Below are 18,352 nucleotides of genomic sequence, written 5' to 3'. Positions count from 1 at the left end.
CGCTAGACTTCCTCCGGCAGGGCCGCCAGCAGAAAGTCCACCATGGCCCGGACTTTCGGGGTCACAAACCGGCGGCTCGGGTACACCGCATACACCCCCAGCCGCCGGCTCTCGTAGTCCGTCAGCAGGGGCACCAGGTGGCCCCGTTCAATCGCACCGTTCACCAGGAAGCCGGGCTGGAGGATGATGCCCTCACCGGCCAGTGCTGCCGCACAGCAGGTCTCGCCGTTGTTGGCGTGCATCCACGGCCGCACCTTCACCGTCTCCGGCCCGGCCGGACCGTCGAATGGCCAGTCGTTGCCGGAGGCAAAGTGGCTGTAGGCAATGGTCCGGTGGCTGGCCAGTTCGGACGGCGTGCGGGGCTGGCCGTGCCGGCTCAGGTACTCCGGTGAGGCGCACGCCTTCAGGCGCGTGGTGGTCAGTTGCCGGCTGATCAGGGTGGAGCTCTGTAGCCGGGCGATGCGGATGGCCAGATCGAAGCCCTCGTCCACGATGTCCGCGAGCCGGTCCAAGAGCTCCACCGTCAGGTCCACCTCCGGATACTGCTGGTGGAAGCGGCCCCACAGCGGCGCAAGGTGGCTGATGCCAAAACTGACCGGCACGTTCAGGCGCAGCTTGCCCCGCGCCACGCCCCGGCGGGCCGTCACCTCCGCCTCTGCTTCGGCCACGCCCGCCAGCAGTTCCCGACACCGCTCCTGGAACACCTCGCCTTCCGCGGTCAGCGACAGGCGGCGGGTGGTGCGGTGCAGCAGCCGTACGCCCAGCCGGCTCTCCAGGTCGTTAACGTCGCGGGAAACGGCGGCCCGCGACAGGCCCAGGGCGTCCGCGGCTGCCGCGAAACTGCCCGCGTCCACCACCGCACAGAACGTTTGCATTTCCCGAAGTCGATCCATGGACTATCTCATTTTGTGGAACAGTTTATCCCTGATACCTGTGTTTATCCCATTTATCGAGCAGCGTAAAGTCACACCATGCACTCACGCATACTGAGACACCCGATAAAGGAAGGAACGATCATGAGCAACTCTCGCGTTCAGGCACTGCTGTCCACTCAAGCCGGCTGGGGCACCCTGGCCCTCCGGATTCCCGCCGGCATCATTTTCGCCGCCCACGGCTCACAGAAACTGTTTGGCTGGTTTGGCGGCTACGGCCTTGACGGCACCGGGCAATGGATGGATTCCATCGGCCTGAGCCCCGGCTACCTGATGGCCCTGCTGGCGGGCGGCGCGGAATTCTTCGGCGGCCTGGCCCTGATTATCGGGCTGCTGGTTCGGCCGGCCAGCGCGGCGCTCAGCTTTGCCATGCTGGTCGCGATTTTCAGCGTGCACCTGCCTAATGGCCTGTTCATGAGCAACAACGGCTATGAGTTTGCCCTGGCGCTGCTGGCGATTTCCGTCTCGCTGCTGATCACCGGCGGCGGCAAAGGCTCGCTGGATCGCCGTCTGGCCGGGCACTGATTCACCACATATCGGACCGTTTTGGGGAGGAACGCACCATGATTCGCAGCCTGTTTGTGTCCCACGGCGCGCCCACCTTTGCCCTGGAGCCCGGCCTCGCCGGGCCGGCGCTGACCCGGCTGGGGGCGTCCCTGCCCCGGCCGCAGGCGGTTCTGATGGTATCCCCCCACTGGCAGGCACCGGGGCCGGTGGTGATGACCACGCCGGCGCCGGCGACCCTGCACGATTTTGGCGGATTCCCCGAGGCGCTGTACCGGCTGCAGTACCCGGCGCCCGGGCACCCGGGCCTGGCCCGGGTAGCTCTGGAGTGCCTGGCCGAGGCGGGCTGGGCGGCAACGGCGGACCCACAACGGCCGCTGGATCACGGCGCCTGGGTGCCTCTGGGCTATCTGTTCCCGAACGCCGATGTGCCAGTTTTCCAGGTGGCCCTGCCGGACCCCCTGGACGCCCGGGCGGCCTGGGAGCTGGGGCAGGCGCTGGCGCCACTGCGCGAACAGGGGGTGCTGGTTGTCGGCTCCGGCAGCCTGACCCACAACCTCAGGGATGTTCGCTGGCACGCGGCGGAGGCGGCCGGCTACGCCGGGGCGTTCGCCGGATGGGTGCGGGAGGCGGTGACCGCCGGTGCGTCGGAGCGGCTGCTTCGGACGCTGGACGACGCACCCCACGCTCGCCGGGCGCACCCCACCACGGAGCATTTCCTGCCGTTGTTGGTGGCGGCCGGTGCAGCCGGGCATGCCTGCCCCGCCGACTGGATCGATGGGGGCACCGAACACGGGGCGCTGGTGATGGACGCCTATGTCTTCCGGGATCCGTCCGCCTGACCCTCAGGACCGGCCTGACCGGAGTAACCGGCATGAAAGGATCCGCCCCGGGCGTCAGAAAGAATGTGTTGAAGACCATCACCGGAGACCATCGGGTCATCGGGGTTCACCACGATCTCGGAACGGGCGAGCACAAAACTCCGGCCGGTGATGGTGTTGTGTACCACCTCGTGGTCACCCTGGCGCTCCACCGACGTGCACTGACCGATGAACCCGGTTTCCCGCAGGGACACGGTTTCCAGGCGGTCCCCGGGTTGTAAACGTCCCTCAAGGCGCATCAGCGCCAGCCGGGCGGACGTGCCGGTGCCGGTGGTGCTGCGGCAGATGACACCGGGATGCACGTAGGTGGCGGAACGGGAGCGGGTGAAGCCATCGGCAATCCGCTCCTCCGGCCCCATGAAGTGCAGGAACGGCAGCGGCCCCACGTCCCCCAGGGTGTAGTGGGAAAAGCCCCGCTCCGCCCGGATCGCTTCAACGATGGCGTGAGCCGTGCGGGCCAGATCGCGCTCCTCGTCCAGGGTCAGGCGGAAACCCAGGCTGGCCGCATCCACCAGCGCATAGAAGCCGCCGCTGTAGGCCACGCTGTAGTTCACCGTCCCCAGACCGGGCACCGACGCGGTCGCGTTGTGGGTATCGATGTAGCTGGGCAACCCCTCGCAGGTGATGGCCTCCACCACGCCGCCACGCACCGTGGCCTCGATGTTCACCAGCCCCGCCGGGGACTCCAGCATGAATCGCTGGGTACCCTCCTTCTTTGGCACCAGGCCCGCTTCCAAAACGGCGGTGGCGGTGCAAATCGTGTTGGAACCGGAGTAAATCGGGTACCCCATGACCTCCATGATGATATAGCCCGCCGCCGCGCGCGGATCCGCGGCCGGTACCAGCAGGTCCACGGACATTTCCGGAATGCCATAGGGCTCTTCCAGCAACAGGCGGCGCAGGCCGTCCGCCTGATCCCGCAGGTATTCCATCTGGGCGCGCACCGTGGCACCAGGCAACGCGGTGATGCCGCCGGTGACAATCCGGCTGACGTCGCCGCCGGCGTGGGTGTCCATCAATTGCAGGGTCCGCTCGTTCGGGTTCGGCCTCGGGCTGGGTACCATCAGTGCTTCTCCACGGCATAGGGCTGGCCGTGCTCGGGCCACTGGGCGTCGGGCACGATCACGATCTTGCCCAGGTAGCCGCTGCCCCGGTTCATAAAATACCGCTCCGCCGCGTGCAATTCGGACAGGCGAAACGCCCCGTGCAGCACCGGGCGTAGCTGGCCGTTACGTATCCACTGGACCAGCTTTTCCGCCTCCTCCCGGGTGCCGTGGGAGACGCCGAAAATCTGCACCTGATAGAGATAAATCCGGGTCCATAGAATCTCGCTGATGTTGCCGCCGCTGGCGCCGGCAATGCTCAGCCGTGGGTAGGTCGAGCGGGCGTTCATGTCAAAAATCATGGCGTCGATGAACCGGTCAGTCATCTCGCCGCCCACCAGATCCATCACCGCGTCCAGAGGCCGGTTGCCGGTGACCGCCTTGAGCCGCTCCACGAAGGTGTCCATGTTGCCCCGGTCCAGCACCGCCTCGGCGCCCAGGGCCACCAGGGCATCGGCTTTGTCCGCCTGGCTCAGGGCATAGGGAATCGCCCCGAAAATCCGGCACAGCTGGATCAGCGCGGTGCCGACGCCGCCGCTGGCGCCGGTGACCAGCACGCGTTCACCGGCCCGGACTTGGGCGGAGGTCAGCATGTGCAACGCGGTCTGGTAGGAGCACATGCCCATCGCCGCCAGTTCGGCGTCCGCCAGCTCCGGGTTGGGCACGGCATGAAATTGGTCCGAGGGTACCGCCACATACTCGGCGTAGCCACCGTCGGCGCCGTGTCCGTAATAGTCCGGCGTCAGGTTGATGTCCCTGCGGTCGTTCGCGTACAGGTTAAAGTCCAGCAGGCCGCGCTCGCCCAGGCGGTGTTCACTCACCCCTTCTCCCACCGCCGCCACCCGGCCCACCACGTCGGCACCCTGAATGCGGGGAAAGGTGAAGGTGGTTTTGCCGCCCATGCGGAACGACGTTGTCTCGCCCTTGCGGGTTGGGTACAGCCCTTCCCGGGCTTTCCGATCGGTGTTGTTCTTGGCGGTCGCCGTCACCTGCACCAGCACCTCACCCGGGCCCGGTGCCGGCGTGGGCACGTCCTGATACTGCAGCTTGTCGATGCCGCCGTGGCCGGTGAGTACCATGGCTTTCATGGTTTTCGGAATAAGAGTGTCCGGAATCCGGGTGTTCGAAGCCAGGGTATGAACGGTCATGGGTGTCGGACCTCCGTGCGGGTTGGTTTCGGTATCCTCCAACCAGCATAGAGGACGTGACCGGCGCTAGCGAGCAATCACCCGGTACACCGGTCGCAGCGACGGAATCTGTTTGAGCACCACCTGGATGACCGTCATCAGAGGTACCGCCAGCAGAACCCCCAAAGGGCCCCAGAGCCAGCCCCAGAAGAAGATCGATACAAAGATGATGACCGGGTTGATGGCCATCCGGAATCCGTGAATCCAGGGCTCGAGGAAAAACCCGACGATGGTGGTCAGCACCACAAAGCTGACCGGGGCCAGCAGCATCATCCAGGGTGTATCCAAGGTGGTGGTAGAGACCACCGCCAGCAGCCCGATGGTCAGAAGATTCCCCAGATAGGGAATGAACCGGGCGAGGCCGGCGACCAGTCCCCAAACCGCCGGGTCCGGCAGCCCGATGCCCCAGCACAGCAGGCCGGTCAGCACCCCCACCGAGCCGTTACTGACACCCACCACGGCCAGGTACCGGGCGATTTCCCGCTGGGAGCCGTGGGTAATGCGCAGCACCGTCTTGCGGTGCCGGCGCGGCAGTTGCCGGGTGAAATTGCGGATCAGGCCGTCGCCGCTGACCAGCAGGAAATAGGTCAGCGCCAGGGTCAGCGCCAGGCCGGCCAAACCGCTTTGCACCTGTGACATTAACTGGCTGCGCCAGGAATCGGTCTGCAGCACGACCGCGGTGGGCTGGGCGCCCTTGTTATCAGACAGCTTCTGGACCGACGCCTCGACTTTTTCCGCAGACCGCTGGACCTCGTTGATCTGCTGCATCAACGTGCCTTCGCCGACCAGAAGGCGGGAGAGGCTCTCCGGTGCTTTCTGGGCCCAGGTCAGTGCCGGTGTCGCGACCGCCCAGCCGACGCCGGCGATGACGCCGGTGACCAGAACCACCAGCACCAGCGCACTGATCATGTGGGGTATACGCCAACTGACGTACAGTTTTTTAACCACCGGCGCCAGCAGCAGGCTCAGGAGCATGGCCAGCAGGATCGGCAGGATGATCTGGTGGGCCACGTACAGGGTATACAAAATGCCCAGTGTAAACAGACCGTAGATGGGCGTGGTCAGGTCGCGCAGGACACGGGGTTGTTGAGGCTCTTCATTGGCGGGATCGGCCGGGTTCGATGAGGGGTCATCCATGGCGTTGGTCCGTTCTGGGTGGATAGGAAACGGCTGGAGACGAACGCCAGCGCAATGGGCCAGTGTACCGTCTGCGGCATCCGGCTGCATGCTGCGCCCATGACACACCGGTCACGGTCTTTTGCCCGTGCGCAAAAGTGAACCGGGACGCGGGCAGACATCGTATTCCAAGGCACATCAATGAACGTCCCAACGGAGCTTCCGATGAACCCGCAGTTCGACACGCTGTTTTACGATGGACGATGCCCCCTGTGCGCCCGGGAGATTCGGACCCTGCGGAAACTTCAGGACGGGAACCTGCTGTTTGCGGACGTTCACCAGCAGAACCCCACCAGCGAGACGCTCCCTTCCCGGGAAGAGCTTCTGCTGCGGCTGCACCTGATGACGCCGACCGGCGACTGGGTGACCGGGCTGAACGCCACCGTCCGGGCCTGGTCCCACACCGCCGTCGGCTGGCTCTTCAAGCCGTTGCTCTGGCCCGGCATTTACCCGATAGCCAACCGGGCGTACGAGCGCTGGGCGGACCGGCGGTTCGCCCGCAAATACGCCTGCGCCACCGGCACAGCCTGTGCCAGCGGCGACAGTCGGGAAGCGTAGTGTCCCGTCCGGCCAGACCGGATACTAGCCCGCTACCCGGGGCAGGAACGAGGTGTTGACCCAGTAGCGATCGGGGTTTTTCTCATCGATCAGCACCGGCACGGTGTCCGAGGTGATATACCGGGTGGGGTCAAACCACAGGTTGTCGCTGGTGAACAGATGGCCTTCGCCGGTATTGGGGTTCTTCCAGTGGCACAGGATGCGGAACGGGTTACGGCCGTTCACTGAAAAACCGGTGTTCAGTTCCACCGACTGGAACCGGGCCATCACTTCCACGCCATGAGCCTTCAAATCTTCGGTTTTACGCCGCTTTTTCCTGTCCCAGGCCAGCATGCCCACGCCGACGCCACCAAAAATCACCGCAAACAGGCCAGAAATCAGGGTGCCCCCCCAGAGGGAAAACAGCCCGTCCAGCTGGGCGTCGCCAGGGTTGGTCGGCGGATACAGAACGGTCACCGCTTCACCCCGGCTGTAGGCCGGCGGGTAACTGCCGGTGCTTGAGGTAAAGGTGATGCGCTCGCCCCGAGTATCCCGGAACGCCACGATCGGGTAGTAGCTAGTGGACTTCGACGACCGGGCGACCTCGAAATCCAGAACCGTTCCCTGTGCTTTGGCCGCTGAGTCGAGAAAAGCGCGGGTGTCCATCAGCAGGTAGATCGCCAGCGCCAGTGATGCGGCACCAATCAGGGTGAAGGTGTATTTCATGGGTTTGAGCAGTTTTTCAACGTTCATGGGTTGCTTCCTTTCAGTGGTTGGGATGGATCTGACACCGTCCTTCGGCATCGAGCTGACATGGGGTGACCACCAGTTCCCCGTCGGCGGCGGCCGCCAGCAGGGCGAGGTCGCCGCCGGGAATGGGTTCAGCGGCGGGCGGCATCACGGGGCGCGGTGGCAGCACCGGTAGCGCCACCGGGCTGGCCCGACGGTCGCTCTCTTTCAGCGGCTCGGGCAGCCGGGGTGGCCGGGGCGCGGCCGCCGTACCCGGCCCGGCGCCGCCGCCCGAGTTCATGCGCACCGTGGGCCCGGATACGGTGATGCCGGCGGGGTTCAGGCGAACAAAACTGCCGCCAGCCTTCAGGGTGACGTCGGCGCCCGCCTCGATGACCAGCCGGAGTCCCGCCTGGTGGTGAATCTCGGTGCCCGCGTCAATCCGCTCGCTGGTGCCCTGCCGGCGCTGGTAGCGGCCGTTCACGGTCAGGCTGTCGTCGCCGCCCACCTGATCGCGGCGGCTGCCCCCAATGGACTGGTGACGGTCGCCCCGGACCTGGTTCAGGTGGTGCCGCCGGACCGTGCGATGGTGGTCGTTACCAATGGTCTCCGCCCGCTGACGCCCTACCTGCACGTCTTTGTCTTTCTCTGCACGGACCAACACCTGCTCGGCACCGGCCTGGTCTTCAAAGCGCAGCTCGTTGTGGCCCTCGCCTTTGTGCGTCCGGGTACGCAGGGTGGTGCGGGTTTGATGCTCCGGCAGGGGGTACGGCGGCTGGTTGACCGCGTGGTAGGTGCGCCCGGTTACCACCGGCTGGTCCGGATCGCCCCCCAGAAACGAGACAATCACCTCGTGGCCCACTCGCGGCAGCGCCAAAAACCCGTAGTTGGGGCCGGCCCAGGCCTGGCTGACCCGCAGCCAGGCGCTGCTGTGCGCATCCGGGGTGTCGCTGCGATCCCAGGGAAACCGGACTTTTACCCGGCCATAAACGTCGCAGTGGACCTCCTCACCCTCGGGGCCGGTGACGGTGGCGATCTGCGGGCCGGCCATCCGGGGCGGCGGACGATACGCCGGGCGCCAGATCACGTCGTCCGGGACCGCCTCAAAGCCGTTGTAGTAGGTGGTGCCGCCCTCCCCCGCTTCGCCTTCCAGCGCTTGGGGTTGCTGGCCGCTGTGGGCCACCGAGGTGATCACCCAGGTCCGATTCAGGGACGCATCCGGATGCGCCTGCATCAACACCCGTGCACCGGGGCAGAAATCCGCCCGCCCGCTCTGCCCCTGCCCCACGCGAGTGTCCCGCCGCAGCGAATCCAGCCGGGCACCGGTAAAAGCCGAGCCGGTGGCATCGGACTTGAAGCGGCCGGGGTAATCGAAGTGCTCATAGTCCCTGCGCCCGGGGCCTGCCGACGCCTCTTGCTGGTGCCACTGGGCGTAGTCGGGCCGGCGGAAGCCGTAGTCCTGCAGCGCCACCGAGGCCACACCAACCTGCTCGGTAAAACGGAACCGGAAAACGCCGTCCTCAACGCCGCTGCCGTCGGCCTGCTGCTGATAGCGCACGGGCGGGAGCCGTGGGCCACCCCGATGGTGATCGGCGAAGACCAACGACGGGGCGGCGCCGGCGGACTCCGGATCACCCGGCCCAAAGTCCGGACGGCCGTGATCATAGCGATAGTGCCAGCCTTCCTCGGCCGCCAGGCGCTCGATGAACGCCCAGTCCCGCTCCCGGTACTGAACGCAATATTCCCGCTCGGCGACCTGCCGGCGAAGGTCCCAGCGAGCGTCGGCGCACCCTCGCTCTGCCAGCAGCGCGCCGGCCATGGCCTCGGGTGTACGGCTCTGGAAAATGCGGCTGTTCTGGCGGAGCTCCAGGCGCCAGGCGGGCGGGCGGAACCGGAGGTGATAGCGGGTTCGGTGGTGGCCGGTGGCGCCCCGGCCCAGCTCACAGACCACGCCGGTGAACTGGCGCAGCGGCTGATGGTGCTGCCACACGGTCAGTACCAGCGGCTGTTCAAGCACCGCTTCAGGGGCAATGTCCGGCTGGTGACTGGCCAGATGAATGACGCCATCAAACAGCGCCGACAGGCGTTCCGTCAGCTCAAAGCTGACAACGGAAAAAACATCGGGGGAAAGCCCACCCACGGTCAGGGTAAACTGTAATCCTCGGGGCTGAGGCATGGCTTCCGTCCTTGAAGCGTTGATCCATCCATAGCGTGCCGCCTTCCTGGGACACGGAGCGAAACAGTAGCAGCACCGAGGACCAAAATCCAGCGGCCCGGGTCGCTCGGCGGACCGGCCCCAGAACGAGAAACGCCCCGGATAACCGGGGCGTTTCAGGGGCGATAAACCGCCGGTCAGGCGGCTTGACGCCGACGGACGACGCCCAGGCCAATCAGGCCCAGTGACACCTTAAAATCAAATGAGCGTGACACTGTAAAATATCATGACACATTCCATACACCGGTTGGCATAGCCGTACAGCATCCCGGCACGGGCGCCGGGCACACCGTCAAGGCGATGCCCGGCGTCCCCCTTCACTCGCCCCGATACAGGCGCTGGATGCTGGAGAAGTCAAGGTCTTCGTTGCCCTGCCCGGCGTGCAGCTGGAACAGGTTCCGGGCCAGTGAACCCATGGGGATCGACGCCTGGTTCTTCACCGCGTTGTCGAACGCCAGGCCCAGGTCCTTGGTCATCAGCTTGACCAGGAAGCCGCCCTGGTAATCACGGGAGGCAGGCACACCGTCCATCACGCCCGGCCAGGGGTTGTAGACGTTCAGCGCCCAGTTGCCGCCGGAGCTCTGCTTCATGATTTCCGACAGCACCGCCGGATCCAGTCCGTTGCGCACGCCCAGGGCCAGGGCCTCGCTGGTGCCGGCCATCAGGATGGCCAGCAGCATGTTGTTGCAGATCTTGGCCACCTGCCCGGCGCCGTGAGGGCCGGCGTGGAAGATGTTCTTGCCCATGTTCTCCAGGATCGGCTTCGCCCGTTCGAACGTGGCCGCCTCGCCACCGCAGATGAACGTGAGCGTGCCCGCCTTGGCGCCGCCGACGCCGCCGGACACCGGGGCGTCCAGGAACGCGAGGCCACGCTCACCCGCCGCCTCGGCGACCTTGCGGGCGGTCTCCGGCGCAATGGTGGAGGAATCAATCACCAGGGTGTCTTTCGGCAACGCGGCCAGCAGGCCGTCATCGCCGAGGTAAACAGCCTCTACGTGCTGGCCTGCGGGCAGCATGGTGATCACGCAGTCCGCGCCCTCAATGGCGGCGTGGGCCGTCTCCGCGGTGCGGGCGCCCTCCGCTACCAGGGCTTCCACCGCCGGTTTGGACAAATCAAAGACGGTCACCTCGTGACCGGCCTTGATCAGGTTGGCGGCCATCGGGCCGCCCATGTTTCCGAGGCCAATAAAGCTGATCTTTGCCATGATTATTCCCCTTCGGTTGCCATCAACCGCGTTATTGTTGTGTGGTAAAAAATCCATCGATCCAGCGTTCTTCCAACCCGTCCACCGACGGGTAGTGCCAACGGGGTTGCTGGTCCTTGTCGATCAACAGGGCCCGAACGCCTTCGGCGAACTCGCCTTTTTCCAGACAGCGCACCGACAGATCCAGTTCTTTGTCGAAGACCGTTTTCAATCCGTCCAGACGACAGCTCTCGAGGTGCCGCCAGACCAGTGCCATCGACGTGGGAGAGGCACCCGCCAAGCCCTTGGTGGCTTTGCCAAGCCAGTCCTCCCGGCCCACCAGCCCGGCGAGGCCGGCGACCGCCTCGGGCAGCGTTTGCGCGTCCAGGGCCTGGCCAATCGTCGCCTGGTGGGCCTGCAGCGGCGAATCCGGCCGGTCAGCCGCGCTGCGCTGCTCGGCGTCCCTCAGCACCCGCCCGACCACAACCGTTGCCGGCGCGGCCGCCCAGTCACTCTGGCACAGGGCGTCCACCACGGAAGGCTTGAGATCGTGCCGGATAAACCGGTCGGCCATGCCGGCGAAAATCGCATCCGGGCCGTTCAGGTGGGCGCCGGTCAGCCCCAGGAACAGGCCGGTTTTACCGGGCATGCGGTTGAGGAACCAGCCCCCGCCGACGTCCGGATACAGGCCGATGTTGACTTCCGGCATGGCCAGCCGGGAGCGCTCGGTGACCACCCGGTGGGACGCTCCCACCATCAGGCCGATGCCGCCACCCATGACAATGCCGTGGCCCCAGCAGATCACCGGCTTCGGGAAGGTGTGGATGCGGTAGTCGAGGGCGTATTCCTCACGGAAGAAGTCCTGGCCGAGGTTGCCGCCACCGGGCTCCGTCATGCTCCGGTACAAGGACACAATGTCGCCGCCGGCGCAAAAGGCCTTGTCGCCCTCCGCCTCAAGCCAGACGGCACAAACCGTCGGGTCTTCCGCCCACTGGTCCAGTTTCGGAGCCAGCAGGCGGATCATGTCCAGGGACAGGGAATTGAGGTTGCGCGGGCTGTTGATCCGGGCCACGGCAATCATCGAGCCGTCGGCAGCCGTCCATTGATCAAACACGATGGGTTGGTCGCTCATCCGTTTCTCCAGTCTGGTAGGGCGGATTACCGGTTCTTCCACTCGGGGGCGCGTTTTTCAAGGAACGCGTTGACGCCTTCCCGCTGGTCTTCGGTGTCGAACAGCTCGACGAACAGCTCCCGCTCCATGCGCCAGCCGTCCACGTGGCTGCGGGCGTCCCGGGCGCTCATCACCAGCCGCTTGCAGCGGGCCACGGCAGAAGGGCTCTGGCGACAGGCGCCCTCGGCCAGCTCCAGCGCTTTCTCCAGCGCCTTGCCGGTGGGCACCACCTCTTCCACCAGGCCAATCTGCAGGGCTTTTTCCGCGGTCACCCGCTCGCCGCACAGAATCATCCGTTTCGCCCAGCCCTCACCCACCAGCCAGGGCAGGTTCTGGGTGCCGCCGGCGCAGGGCAGCAGGCCCACACCCGCTTCCGGCAGCGCCATCTGGGCCTGGGTTTCGGCGATGCGGATGTCGCAGGCCATGGCGCACTCGAGGCCGCCGCCCATGGCGTAGCCGTTCACCGCCGCGATGGAGACGCCCCGGAAGGCCTGGAGGGTGGAAAACGCCTCACCGAACAGGCGCCCCATGTCGCCGGCGTTGGCCTTGTCGCCATCGGCGAAGGCCTTGAGATCGGCGCCGGCGGAGAAGAACTTCTCGCCCTGCCCGGTCACCACCAGCGCGAAGATGTTGGCGTCGTCGTTCAGATCGTTGATGGTGGCCATCAGTGCCCGCAGGGACGCCGCCGTCCAGGTGTTCGCCGGCGGGTTGTTGATGGTGAGGATGGCGATGTGTCCGCGTTTTTCGAGCTGAATCAGGTCACTCATGGTGGGAGTCCTTGTTGTTCGATGTTTGCGTCGGGCCCGTTAAAACGGGGTCAGATGAAACGTTCATCTGACCCCAGATCTGTCTGACCCCCGTTTTACCGGATCGCCTCGGCCACGCCGTCCTGCAGCAGGCGGCGGGCGACGATCAGGCGCATGATTTCGTTAGTGCCCTCGAGGATCTGGTGCACCCGGAGGTCTCGCAGGTAGCGCTCGAGCGGGTATTCCCGGATGTAACCATAGCCCCCGTGGAGCTGGAGCGCCTCATTGACCACCTCGAAACAGGCGTCGGTGGCAAAGCGTTTGGCCATGGCGCAGTGCAGGGTGGCTTCCGGGTCACCGCTGTCGAGCTTGAACGCCCCCAGGCGCACCATCTGCCGGGCGGCGACCAGGTTGGTGGCCATGTCCGCCAGCTTGAACTGCAAGGCCTGGAACGCGGCCAGCGGCTTGCCGAACTGCTCTCGCTCGTGCAGGTAGTTGCGGGCACGCACCAACGCCGCCTGGGCGCCGCCGAGGGAGCAGGTGGCGATGTTCAGGCGGCCGCCGTCCAGGCCTTTCATGGCGATGGCAAAGCCGTCGCCCTCCTCGCCGACCCGATGCCAGGCCGGCACGCGCACATCCTCCAGGGACACCATTCGGGTCGGCTGGCTGTGCCAGCCCATCTTCTCTTCGTTCTTGCCGTAGGTGATGCCCTCGGCGTCGGCCGGTATCACAAAGGTGGATATACCCTTGGCGCCGCTGTCCGGAGCGCCGGTGCGGGCCATCAGCACCAGCACATCGGTGGCGCCGGCGCCGGAGATGAACATCTTGCTGCCGGTGATGCGGTACTCATCGCCGTCCCGCACCGCCCGGGTCCGCAGGCTGGCGGCGTCCGATCCGGCGCCGGGCTCGGTCAGGCAATAGGAGGCCAGGGCCTCGCCGCTGGCCAGCCGGGGCACAAAGGCCGCCCGCAGGTCCTCGGACCCGAACGAGGCAATCATCCAGGTGGCCATGTTGTGAATGGTGATAAACGCCGCCGTCGACGGGCAGGCTGCCGCCAGCTCTTCCACGATCACCGACGTATCCAGCCGCGACAGCCCCATGCCGCCGAGGGACTCGGGCGTATAAAGGCCCATGAAGCCCATGGCACCGGCGGCTCTCATCACCTCCACAGGAAACTCGTGCTCGGCGTCCCAGCGAGCGGCGTGGGGCGCCATCTCGTTGTCAGCAAAGGCCCGGGCGGCGTCCCGGAAGGCCAACTGATCGTCGGACAGGTTGAAGTCCATGCTGCGCTCCTTGTCTGTAGAAAACGAGGCGGGGTCTTCAGGAAAAGAGGCCGGGGTTGCCCCCGGCCGAACGCCTCAACGACAACACCGTCAACGGAGTTGGATGGAGAAGTTGGCCTCGGAGGAGGTCGCCTCGGACTCGAACCAGCGGGACGTGACGGTCTTGGTTTCAGTGTAGAACCGAACCGCCTGTTTGCCGTAGGCGTGCTGGTCGCCGTAGAAAGATCCTTTCCAGCCGGTAAAGGAGAAGAACGGCAGAGGCACCGGAATGGGGATGTTCACGCCCACCTGGCCCACGTCGATCTCATGCTGGAACCGACGGGCGGCACCGCCGGAATTGGTGAAGATGGAGGTGCCGTTGCCGTAGGGGCTGCGGTTGATCAGCTCGATCGCCTCACCCAGGCTGTCCGCGTTCATGCAGGCCAGCACCGGGCCGAAGATTTCTTCCTTGTAGATGTCCATCTCCGGGGTGACATCGCCGAACAGGGTCGGGCCGACCCAGTTACCGTCCGGCAGGCCATCCACCTGGCAGCCACGGCCATCCAGCAGCAGGCTGGCGCCCTGGGCCTCGCCGGTGGCGATCAACGATTCGATGCGATCTTTCGCCTTGGCGGAAATGATTGGCCCGTAGCTGGCACCGGAATCGTTCCAGGCGCCCGGCCGAACCCTGGCCATGGCCTCCTTGAGTTCAGGAATCCACTGCTGGGCCTCGCCCACGAACACCGCCACGGAGATCGCCATGCAGCGCTGGCCGGCGGCACCCACGGACGCGCCCACGAGGGCGTTGATCACCTGCTGTTTGTCCGCGTCCGGCATGATCACCATGTGGTTCTTGGCGCCGGCGAAGCTCTGTACCCGCTTCATGTGCCGGGTGCCCGTCTCATAGATGTAGCGGCCCACCGGCACTGAGCCGACGAAGGAAATCGCCTTGATGGCCGGGTCCGTCAGCAACCGGTCCACCTGGGCCTTGGCGCCGTGCACCACCTGAAGCACGCCCTTGGGCGCGCCGGCCTGCTCGAACAGCTCGGCCAGACGCATCGGCGTCAGCGGGTCCTGTTCGGAGGGCTTGAGGATAAAGGTATTGCCGCAGGCAATGGCCATCGGGAACATCCACAGGGGGATCATGGCCGGGAAGTTGAACGGGGTGATGCCGGCACAGACGCCCAGCGGCTGGATCCAGGAGTGGGTGTCCACGTTGCGGGCCACGTTTTCGACGGTCTCGCCCATCATCAGGGACGCCACGTTGCCGGCGTGCTCGACCACCTCGATACCCCGCCACACGTCGCCCTTGGCGTCCTCGAAGGTCTTGCCGGTTTCCTGGGACAGGATCTCGGCGATCTCGTCGTGATGCTCTTTCAGCAGCGCCTGGTAACGGAGCATCACCCGCGCCCGCTCGGACACCGGCACTTCCCGCCAGGTGCGGAAGGCGTCGCCGGCGCTGGCAATGGCGCGGCTCATTTCATCGTCGGTGGCACAGGGCACCCGGGCGATTACCTCGCTGGTGGCCGGGTTGGTGACGTCAATCCACTGGTCGGTCTGGCTCTGGGCGAATTCGCCCGCAATATACTGGGGTACGTTCTGCATGACAGGTTCCCTGTTTGTTGTTATCCGGGAAAACCGGCGCACGGGCCGGCGCTCAATGTTCAAAAGCCTAGCACGCGCTCCGCGCTCCGGTGATTGACTAAATTTCGCGCATGATGGATTATTTTTCGATGACCAGCGAAAAGCGATCCATCGCCACGACAAGAACCTCTCAATGGCCCGTGCCGCCTGACAGCGTTCGCTATGTGGTGCCGGAGCCACTCATCCGGGTTCTGGACCGGCATCCGCTGACTCGCGACCTGTACCCGCTGGCGTTCGGCCACTACCGGAAAGCCGCCGGCCACCACATGCACCGGGAGCACCATCGGGACAATCTTTTGATTTACTGCACGGACGGTAGCGCCTTTCTCAACGTTGACGGCGTACCCTACACGGTGCAGGCCGGCGACCTCCTGCTGCTTCCCGCCGGCGCCAGCCACCGCTACACCGCTTCACCCGATGACCCGTGGAGCCTTCACTGGGTGCATTACACCGGTCCCCTGGCGGAGGAATTTCACCAGTATCTGGGCCTTGGCCGCACACAACCGATCCGCCAGGTGGGACGGCAGCCGCGACTGCTGGTGGACTTCAATGGCCTGCTGTCCGTACGCCAGACCGGCTTCCGGGCCCGGGGGCTGATTCACGCTGCCAATCGCCTGCGCCAGTTGCTGACGGCGCTGCCATTAGCCACCGAGCCGAACCCGCAGGACCGGCAGCTTGATCTGGACACTCTGCACAACTACATGCGCGAGCACCTGGAAAGCCGGCTCACTCTGGACCAACTGGCCGAACTGGCCGGCCTGTCCCCAGCGCACTTTGCCACCCGCTACCGGGCCCAGACCGGCACGTCACCGATCCAGCACTTCCTGCACCTGAAAGTGGAACGGGCCTGCCAGATGCTGGACACCAGCAGCGCCAGCTTTGCCGAGATCAGCCGGCGCCTGGGTTACGACGACGCCTACTACTTTTCCCGGCTGTTCAAGAAAGTCATGGGGCGGTCTCCAAGCGATTACCGGCACACGCCACGGCACTGATCGCCTACCGGTCAGCGGGGGCCAGACCGGCGGCTGGCCGGCGGTTTGACTTTCCCGTGGCCGCGCCAGAGGATACCCTCAGGACTTCGGTTGATAACGACGACAAGAGACCCGCCATGGCCCAGTATCATATTGAAATCACAGAAACCTTTGACGTACCCCGCCAGCGGGTGTTCGACCTGTTTGCCGATCACCACCGGTTCGGCAAACTGCTGGGCGCGCCGGTCAAGCGTATCCGGGACAGCGACCAGGCCGACCCCAACGGCGTCGGCTCCGTGCGCCGCATCGGCATCGGCCCGATCGGGCTGGAGGAAACCGTACTGCACTTCGAGCCCGGCTCCCTGATCGAATACACCATCACCAGCCGCAGCCCGATCCGCCATCACGTCGGCCGTATCCGTTTCGACGACACCCCGGACGGCCAGACCCGTGTGCACTACACCATCCGGTTCGAGGACATCGTCCCGCTCACCGGCAAGCTGGTGTCTTCAGCCCTGGAGCAAGGCTTGCGGCGGGGCATCCGGCGGGTGCCGGAACTGGCCTGAGGCAACCCGCAGACGGGGCCTGTCCACGGGCCCGTTTGTTGAGTAAAATCGCGGCTTTTCCAGAACAGTATGACGAGGCAGTCAGATGGGCAGAGCCTACCAGAACCGTAAGGAGTCGATGGCCAAGACGGCTGCGGCGAAAACCAAGGTCTACAGCAAGTACGGCCGTGAGATTTACATGTGCGCCAAGTCCGGCGGCGCCGACCCCCAGGCCAACTTGACCCTGCGCGGGTTGATCGATCGGGCCAAGAAGGACCAGGTGCCCACCCACGTCATTGACCGGGCCATTGACAAGGCCAAGGGCGGCGCCGGCGAAGACTACGCCCCGGCCCGCTACGAGGGCTACGGCCCGGGCAACTGCATGGTGATCGTCGATTGCCTGACCGACAACCCGAACCGCACCTTTGGCGACGTTCGCCTGGCCTTCACCAAGACCAAGTCGAAAATCGGCACGCCCGGTACGGTCGCGCACATGTTCGACCACTGCGCGATCTTCGTGTTTTCCGGCGAGGACGAGGAGGCGGTGCTGGAAGCGCTGGTTGACGCCGACGTGGACGTCACCGACATTGAGAACGAGGGCGGCAAGATCACCGTATTCACCCCCAACACCGAGTACGCCAAGGCCAAGCAGGCATTGGAGTCGGCCTTTGAGGGCATCGAATTCGATGTGGACGAGATCCAGTTCCTGCCGAAAACGTCCACGCCCGTCAGCGGCGACGACATTCCCCTGTTTGAGAAATTCCTGGACATGCTGAACGAGCTGGACGACGTCCAGAACGTCTTCCACAACGCGGAGGTCGCCGAGGGCTGAGCGCCCCCTGGCGATGGTTCGTGAGCCCGGTTCCGGGGTCCGCCAGACGGGCGGCCCCGTTAGGCGAGGCGGGGCAACGGATCAGCGGGCTTCCGCGAACACCTGGGTCCAGTAGTTCGGGTAATCGGCGCCGGTGGCGTCCATCCGCTTGACCGCAAACTCGGTAAACCGGGGATCCATGATGTTTGCACAATGGCCCGGGCTGGCCACCCAGGCGTCCATGACAGCCTTGACGCTGTCGTAACCCGCGGCGATATTCTCACCCACCACAGACCAGGCATACCCGGTTTTGGTGACACGGCCGCCAACACGAAGGCCGTCCGAGCCGGTGTGGCTGAAGAAGTTGTTGGTGGCCATGTCCTGGGTGTGTTCGTCCGCCGCACCCTGGATAACGCCGTTGTATTGCAGCGGAGGGGCGGCGTCAAACCGCTCGCTGCCGCAGTTGCGGGCCTGGCTGCGGGCCGCGTTGACGTACTCCAGCATCGCGGCCTGGTATTCTTCCACTTCGGCCCCATTCAGGGTGATGGTGGCGGGCTTGTCCTGGGCCTTCGCGTTCACCGCCACCTCATCGGACACAGCCGATGCGCTGGTGGACCCACCGGAAGCGCCACCGGAGCCGCCTCCGCCGCCGCAACCGGACAACGCCGCCACGGCCAGAACCATCATCAGAAAACGCAGTGAGAAACCGGACATCGCTCAACCCCTTTTTGGACGTGACCACCAGCGTCAGCTC

At 65.5% G+C, this 18,352-nt stretch carries 18 protein-coding genes; 6 read left to right on the top strand and 12 right to left on the bottom strand.

The window, feature by feature from the left end:
- Window positions 1-2: 2 nt before the first annotated feature.
- Entirely contained in the window at window positions 3-893 is an 891-nt protein-coding gene (locus V3388_RS04800) for a LysR family transcriptional regulator (RefSeq protein ID WP_336366380.1), read from the bottom strand.
- A 123-nt stretch (window positions 894-1,016) separates the two neighbouring features.
- Between V3388_RS04800 and V3388_RS04795 the strand changes: the two genes are divergently transcribed.
- Entirely contained in the window at window positions 1,017-1,457 is a 441-nt protein-coding gene (locus V3388_RS04795; RefSeq protein WP_336366379.1) for a DoxX family protein, read from the top strand.
- Window positions 1,458-1,495: 38 nt separating this feature from the next.
- Complete coding sequence (locus V3388_RS04790) at window positions 1,496-2,278, top strand: DODA-type extradiol aromatic ring-opening family dioxygenase (protein ID WP_336366378.1); 783 nt, start codon at window positions 1,496-1,498, stop codon at window positions 2,276-2,278.
- On the opposite strand, the gene V3388_RS04785 is transcribed toward V3388_RS04790, so the two are convergent.
- The 3 genes from V3388_RS04785 to V3388_RS04775 all read right to left on the bottom strand — a co-directional run bounded on the left by V3388_RS04785 (window position 2,251) and on the right by V3388_RS04775 (window position 5,744).
- Window positions 2,251-3,381, bottom strand: coding sequence for a proline racemase family protein (locus tag V3388_RS04785; protein WP_336366377.1), 1,131 nt, complete (start codon window positions 3,379-3,381; stop codon window positions 2,251-2,253). The genes V3388_RS04790 and V3388_RS04785 overlap by 28 nt on opposite strands.
- Window positions 3,381-4,568 carry an alcohol dehydrogenase catalytic domain-containing protein gene (locus V3388_RS04780; RefSeq protein WP_336366376.1) on the bottom strand — a complete coding sequence of 396 codons (1,188 nt, stop codon included), beginning with the start codon at window positions 4,566-4,568 and terminating at the stop codon, window positions 3,381-3,383. The genes V3388_RS04785 and V3388_RS04780 overlap by 1 nt, the downstream gene beginning before the upstream one ends.
- Window positions 4,569-4,634: 66 nt before the next feature.
- Window positions 4,635-5,744, bottom strand: a complete 1,110-nt coding sequence (locus tag V3388_RS04775) for an AI-2E family transporter (protein ID WP_336366375.1) — start codon at window positions 5,742-5,744, stop codon at window positions 4,635-4,637.
- A gap of 204 nt (window positions 5,745-5,948) precedes the next feature.
- Here V3388_RS04775 and V3388_RS04770 point away from each other — a divergent pair, with 204 nt between their 5' ends.
- Window positions 5,949-6,341, top strand: a complete 393-nt coding sequence (locus V3388_RS04770; protein ID WP_336366374.1) for a thiol-disulfide oxidoreductase DCC family protein — start codon at window positions 5,949-5,951, stop codon at window positions 6,339-6,341.
- Between the two features lie 24 nt (window positions 6,342-6,365).
- On the opposite strand, the gene V3388_RS04765 is transcribed toward V3388_RS04770, so the two are convergent.
- The 7 genes from V3388_RS04765 to V3388_RS04735 all read right to left on the bottom strand — a co-directional run bounded on the left by V3388_RS04765 (window position 6,366) and on the right by V3388_RS04735 (window position 15,232).
- Window positions 6,366-7,073: a DUF3592 domain-containing protein gene (locus V3388_RS04765; RefSeq protein WP_336366373.1), complete on the bottom strand. Its 708-nt coding sequence runs from the start codon at window positions 7,071-7,073 to the stop codon at window positions 6,366-6,368.
- Window positions 7,074-7,086: 13 nt separating this feature from the next.
- A complete protein-coding gene (locus V3388_RS04760) occupies window positions 7,087-9,225 on the bottom strand; it encodes a type VI secretion system Vgr family protein (protein WP_336366372.1) in 2,139 nt (712 codons plus the stop codon).
- Window positions 9,226-9,581: 356 nt separating this feature from the next.
- The gene (mmsB, locus tag V3388_RS04755) at window positions 9,582-10,469 is read right to left on the bottom strand and encodes a 3-hydroxyisobutyrate dehydrogenase (protein ID WP_336366371.1); all 888 of its coding nucleotides are present in this window, start codon (window positions 10,467-10,469) and stop codon (window positions 9,582-9,584) included.
- 31 nt (window positions 10,470-10,500) lie between these two features.
- A complete protein-coding gene (locus V3388_RS04750) occupies window positions 10,501-11,580 on the bottom strand; it encodes an enoyl-CoA hydratase/isomerase family protein (RefSeq protein ID WP_336366370.1) in 1,080 nt (359 codons plus the stop codon).
- Between the two features lie 26 nt (window positions 11,581-11,606).
- Complete coding sequence (locus V3388_RS04745; RefSeq protein ID WP_336366369.1) at window positions 11,607-12,386, bottom strand: enoyl-CoA hydratase; 780 nt, start codon at window positions 12,384-12,386, stop codon at window positions 11,607-11,609.
- Between the two features lie 95 nt (window positions 12,387-12,481).
- Entirely contained in the window at window positions 12,482-13,648 is a 1,167-nt protein-coding gene (locus V3388_RS04740) for an acyl-CoA dehydrogenase family protein (protein WP_336366368.1), read from the bottom strand.
- 90 nt (window positions 13,649-13,738) lie between these two features.
- Window positions 13,739-15,232, bottom strand: coding sequence for a CoA-acylating methylmalonate-semialdehyde dehydrogenase (locus tag V3388_RS04735; RefSeq protein ID WP_336366367.1), 1,494 nt, complete (start codon window positions 15,230-15,232; stop codon window positions 13,739-13,741).
- 128 nt (window positions 15,233-15,360) lie between these two features.
- On the opposite strand from V3388_RS04735, the gene V3388_RS04730 reads away from it, so the two are divergent.
- From V3388_RS04730 to V3388_RS04720, 3 genes are all read left to right on the top strand, one after another.
- Complete coding sequence (locus V3388_RS04730; protein ID WP_336366366.1) at window positions 15,361-16,263, top strand: AraC family transcriptional regulator; 903 nt, start codon at window positions 15,361-15,363, stop codon at window positions 16,261-16,263.
- A 116-nt stretch (window positions 16,264-16,379) separates the two neighbouring features.
- On the top strand, window positions 16,380-16,808 hold the full coding sequence (locus V3388_RS04725) for an SRPBCC family protein (protein ID WP_336366365.1): 429 nt from the start codon (window positions 16,380-16,382) through the stop codon (window positions 16,806-16,808).
- An 85-nt stretch (window positions 16,809-16,893) separates the two neighbouring features.
- Window positions 16,894-17,619 carry a YebC/PmpR family DNA-binding transcriptional regulator gene (locus V3388_RS04720; protein ID WP_336366364.1) on the top strand — a complete coding sequence of 242 codons (726 nt, stop codon included), beginning with the start codon at window positions 16,894-16,896 and terminating at the stop codon, window positions 17,617-17,619.
- A gap of 81 nt (window positions 17,620-17,700) precedes the next feature.
- Here V3388_RS04720 and V3388_RS04715 read toward each other — a convergent pair whose 3' ends face one another.
- Entirely contained in the window at window positions 17,701-18,312 is a 612-nt protein-coding gene (locus tag V3388_RS04715) for a CAP domain-containing protein (RefSeq protein ID WP_336366363.1), read from the bottom strand.
- Window positions 18,313-18,352: the final 40 nt, after the last annotated feature.

It is taken from the genome of Marinobacter sp. C2H3, from assembly GCF_037080155.1.
Taxonomy (GTDB): Bacteria; Pseudomonadota; Gammaproteobacteria; order Pseudomonadales; family Oleiphilaceae; genus Marinobacter.
This window is presented reverse-complemented; position numbering and strand designations above follow the sequence as displayed.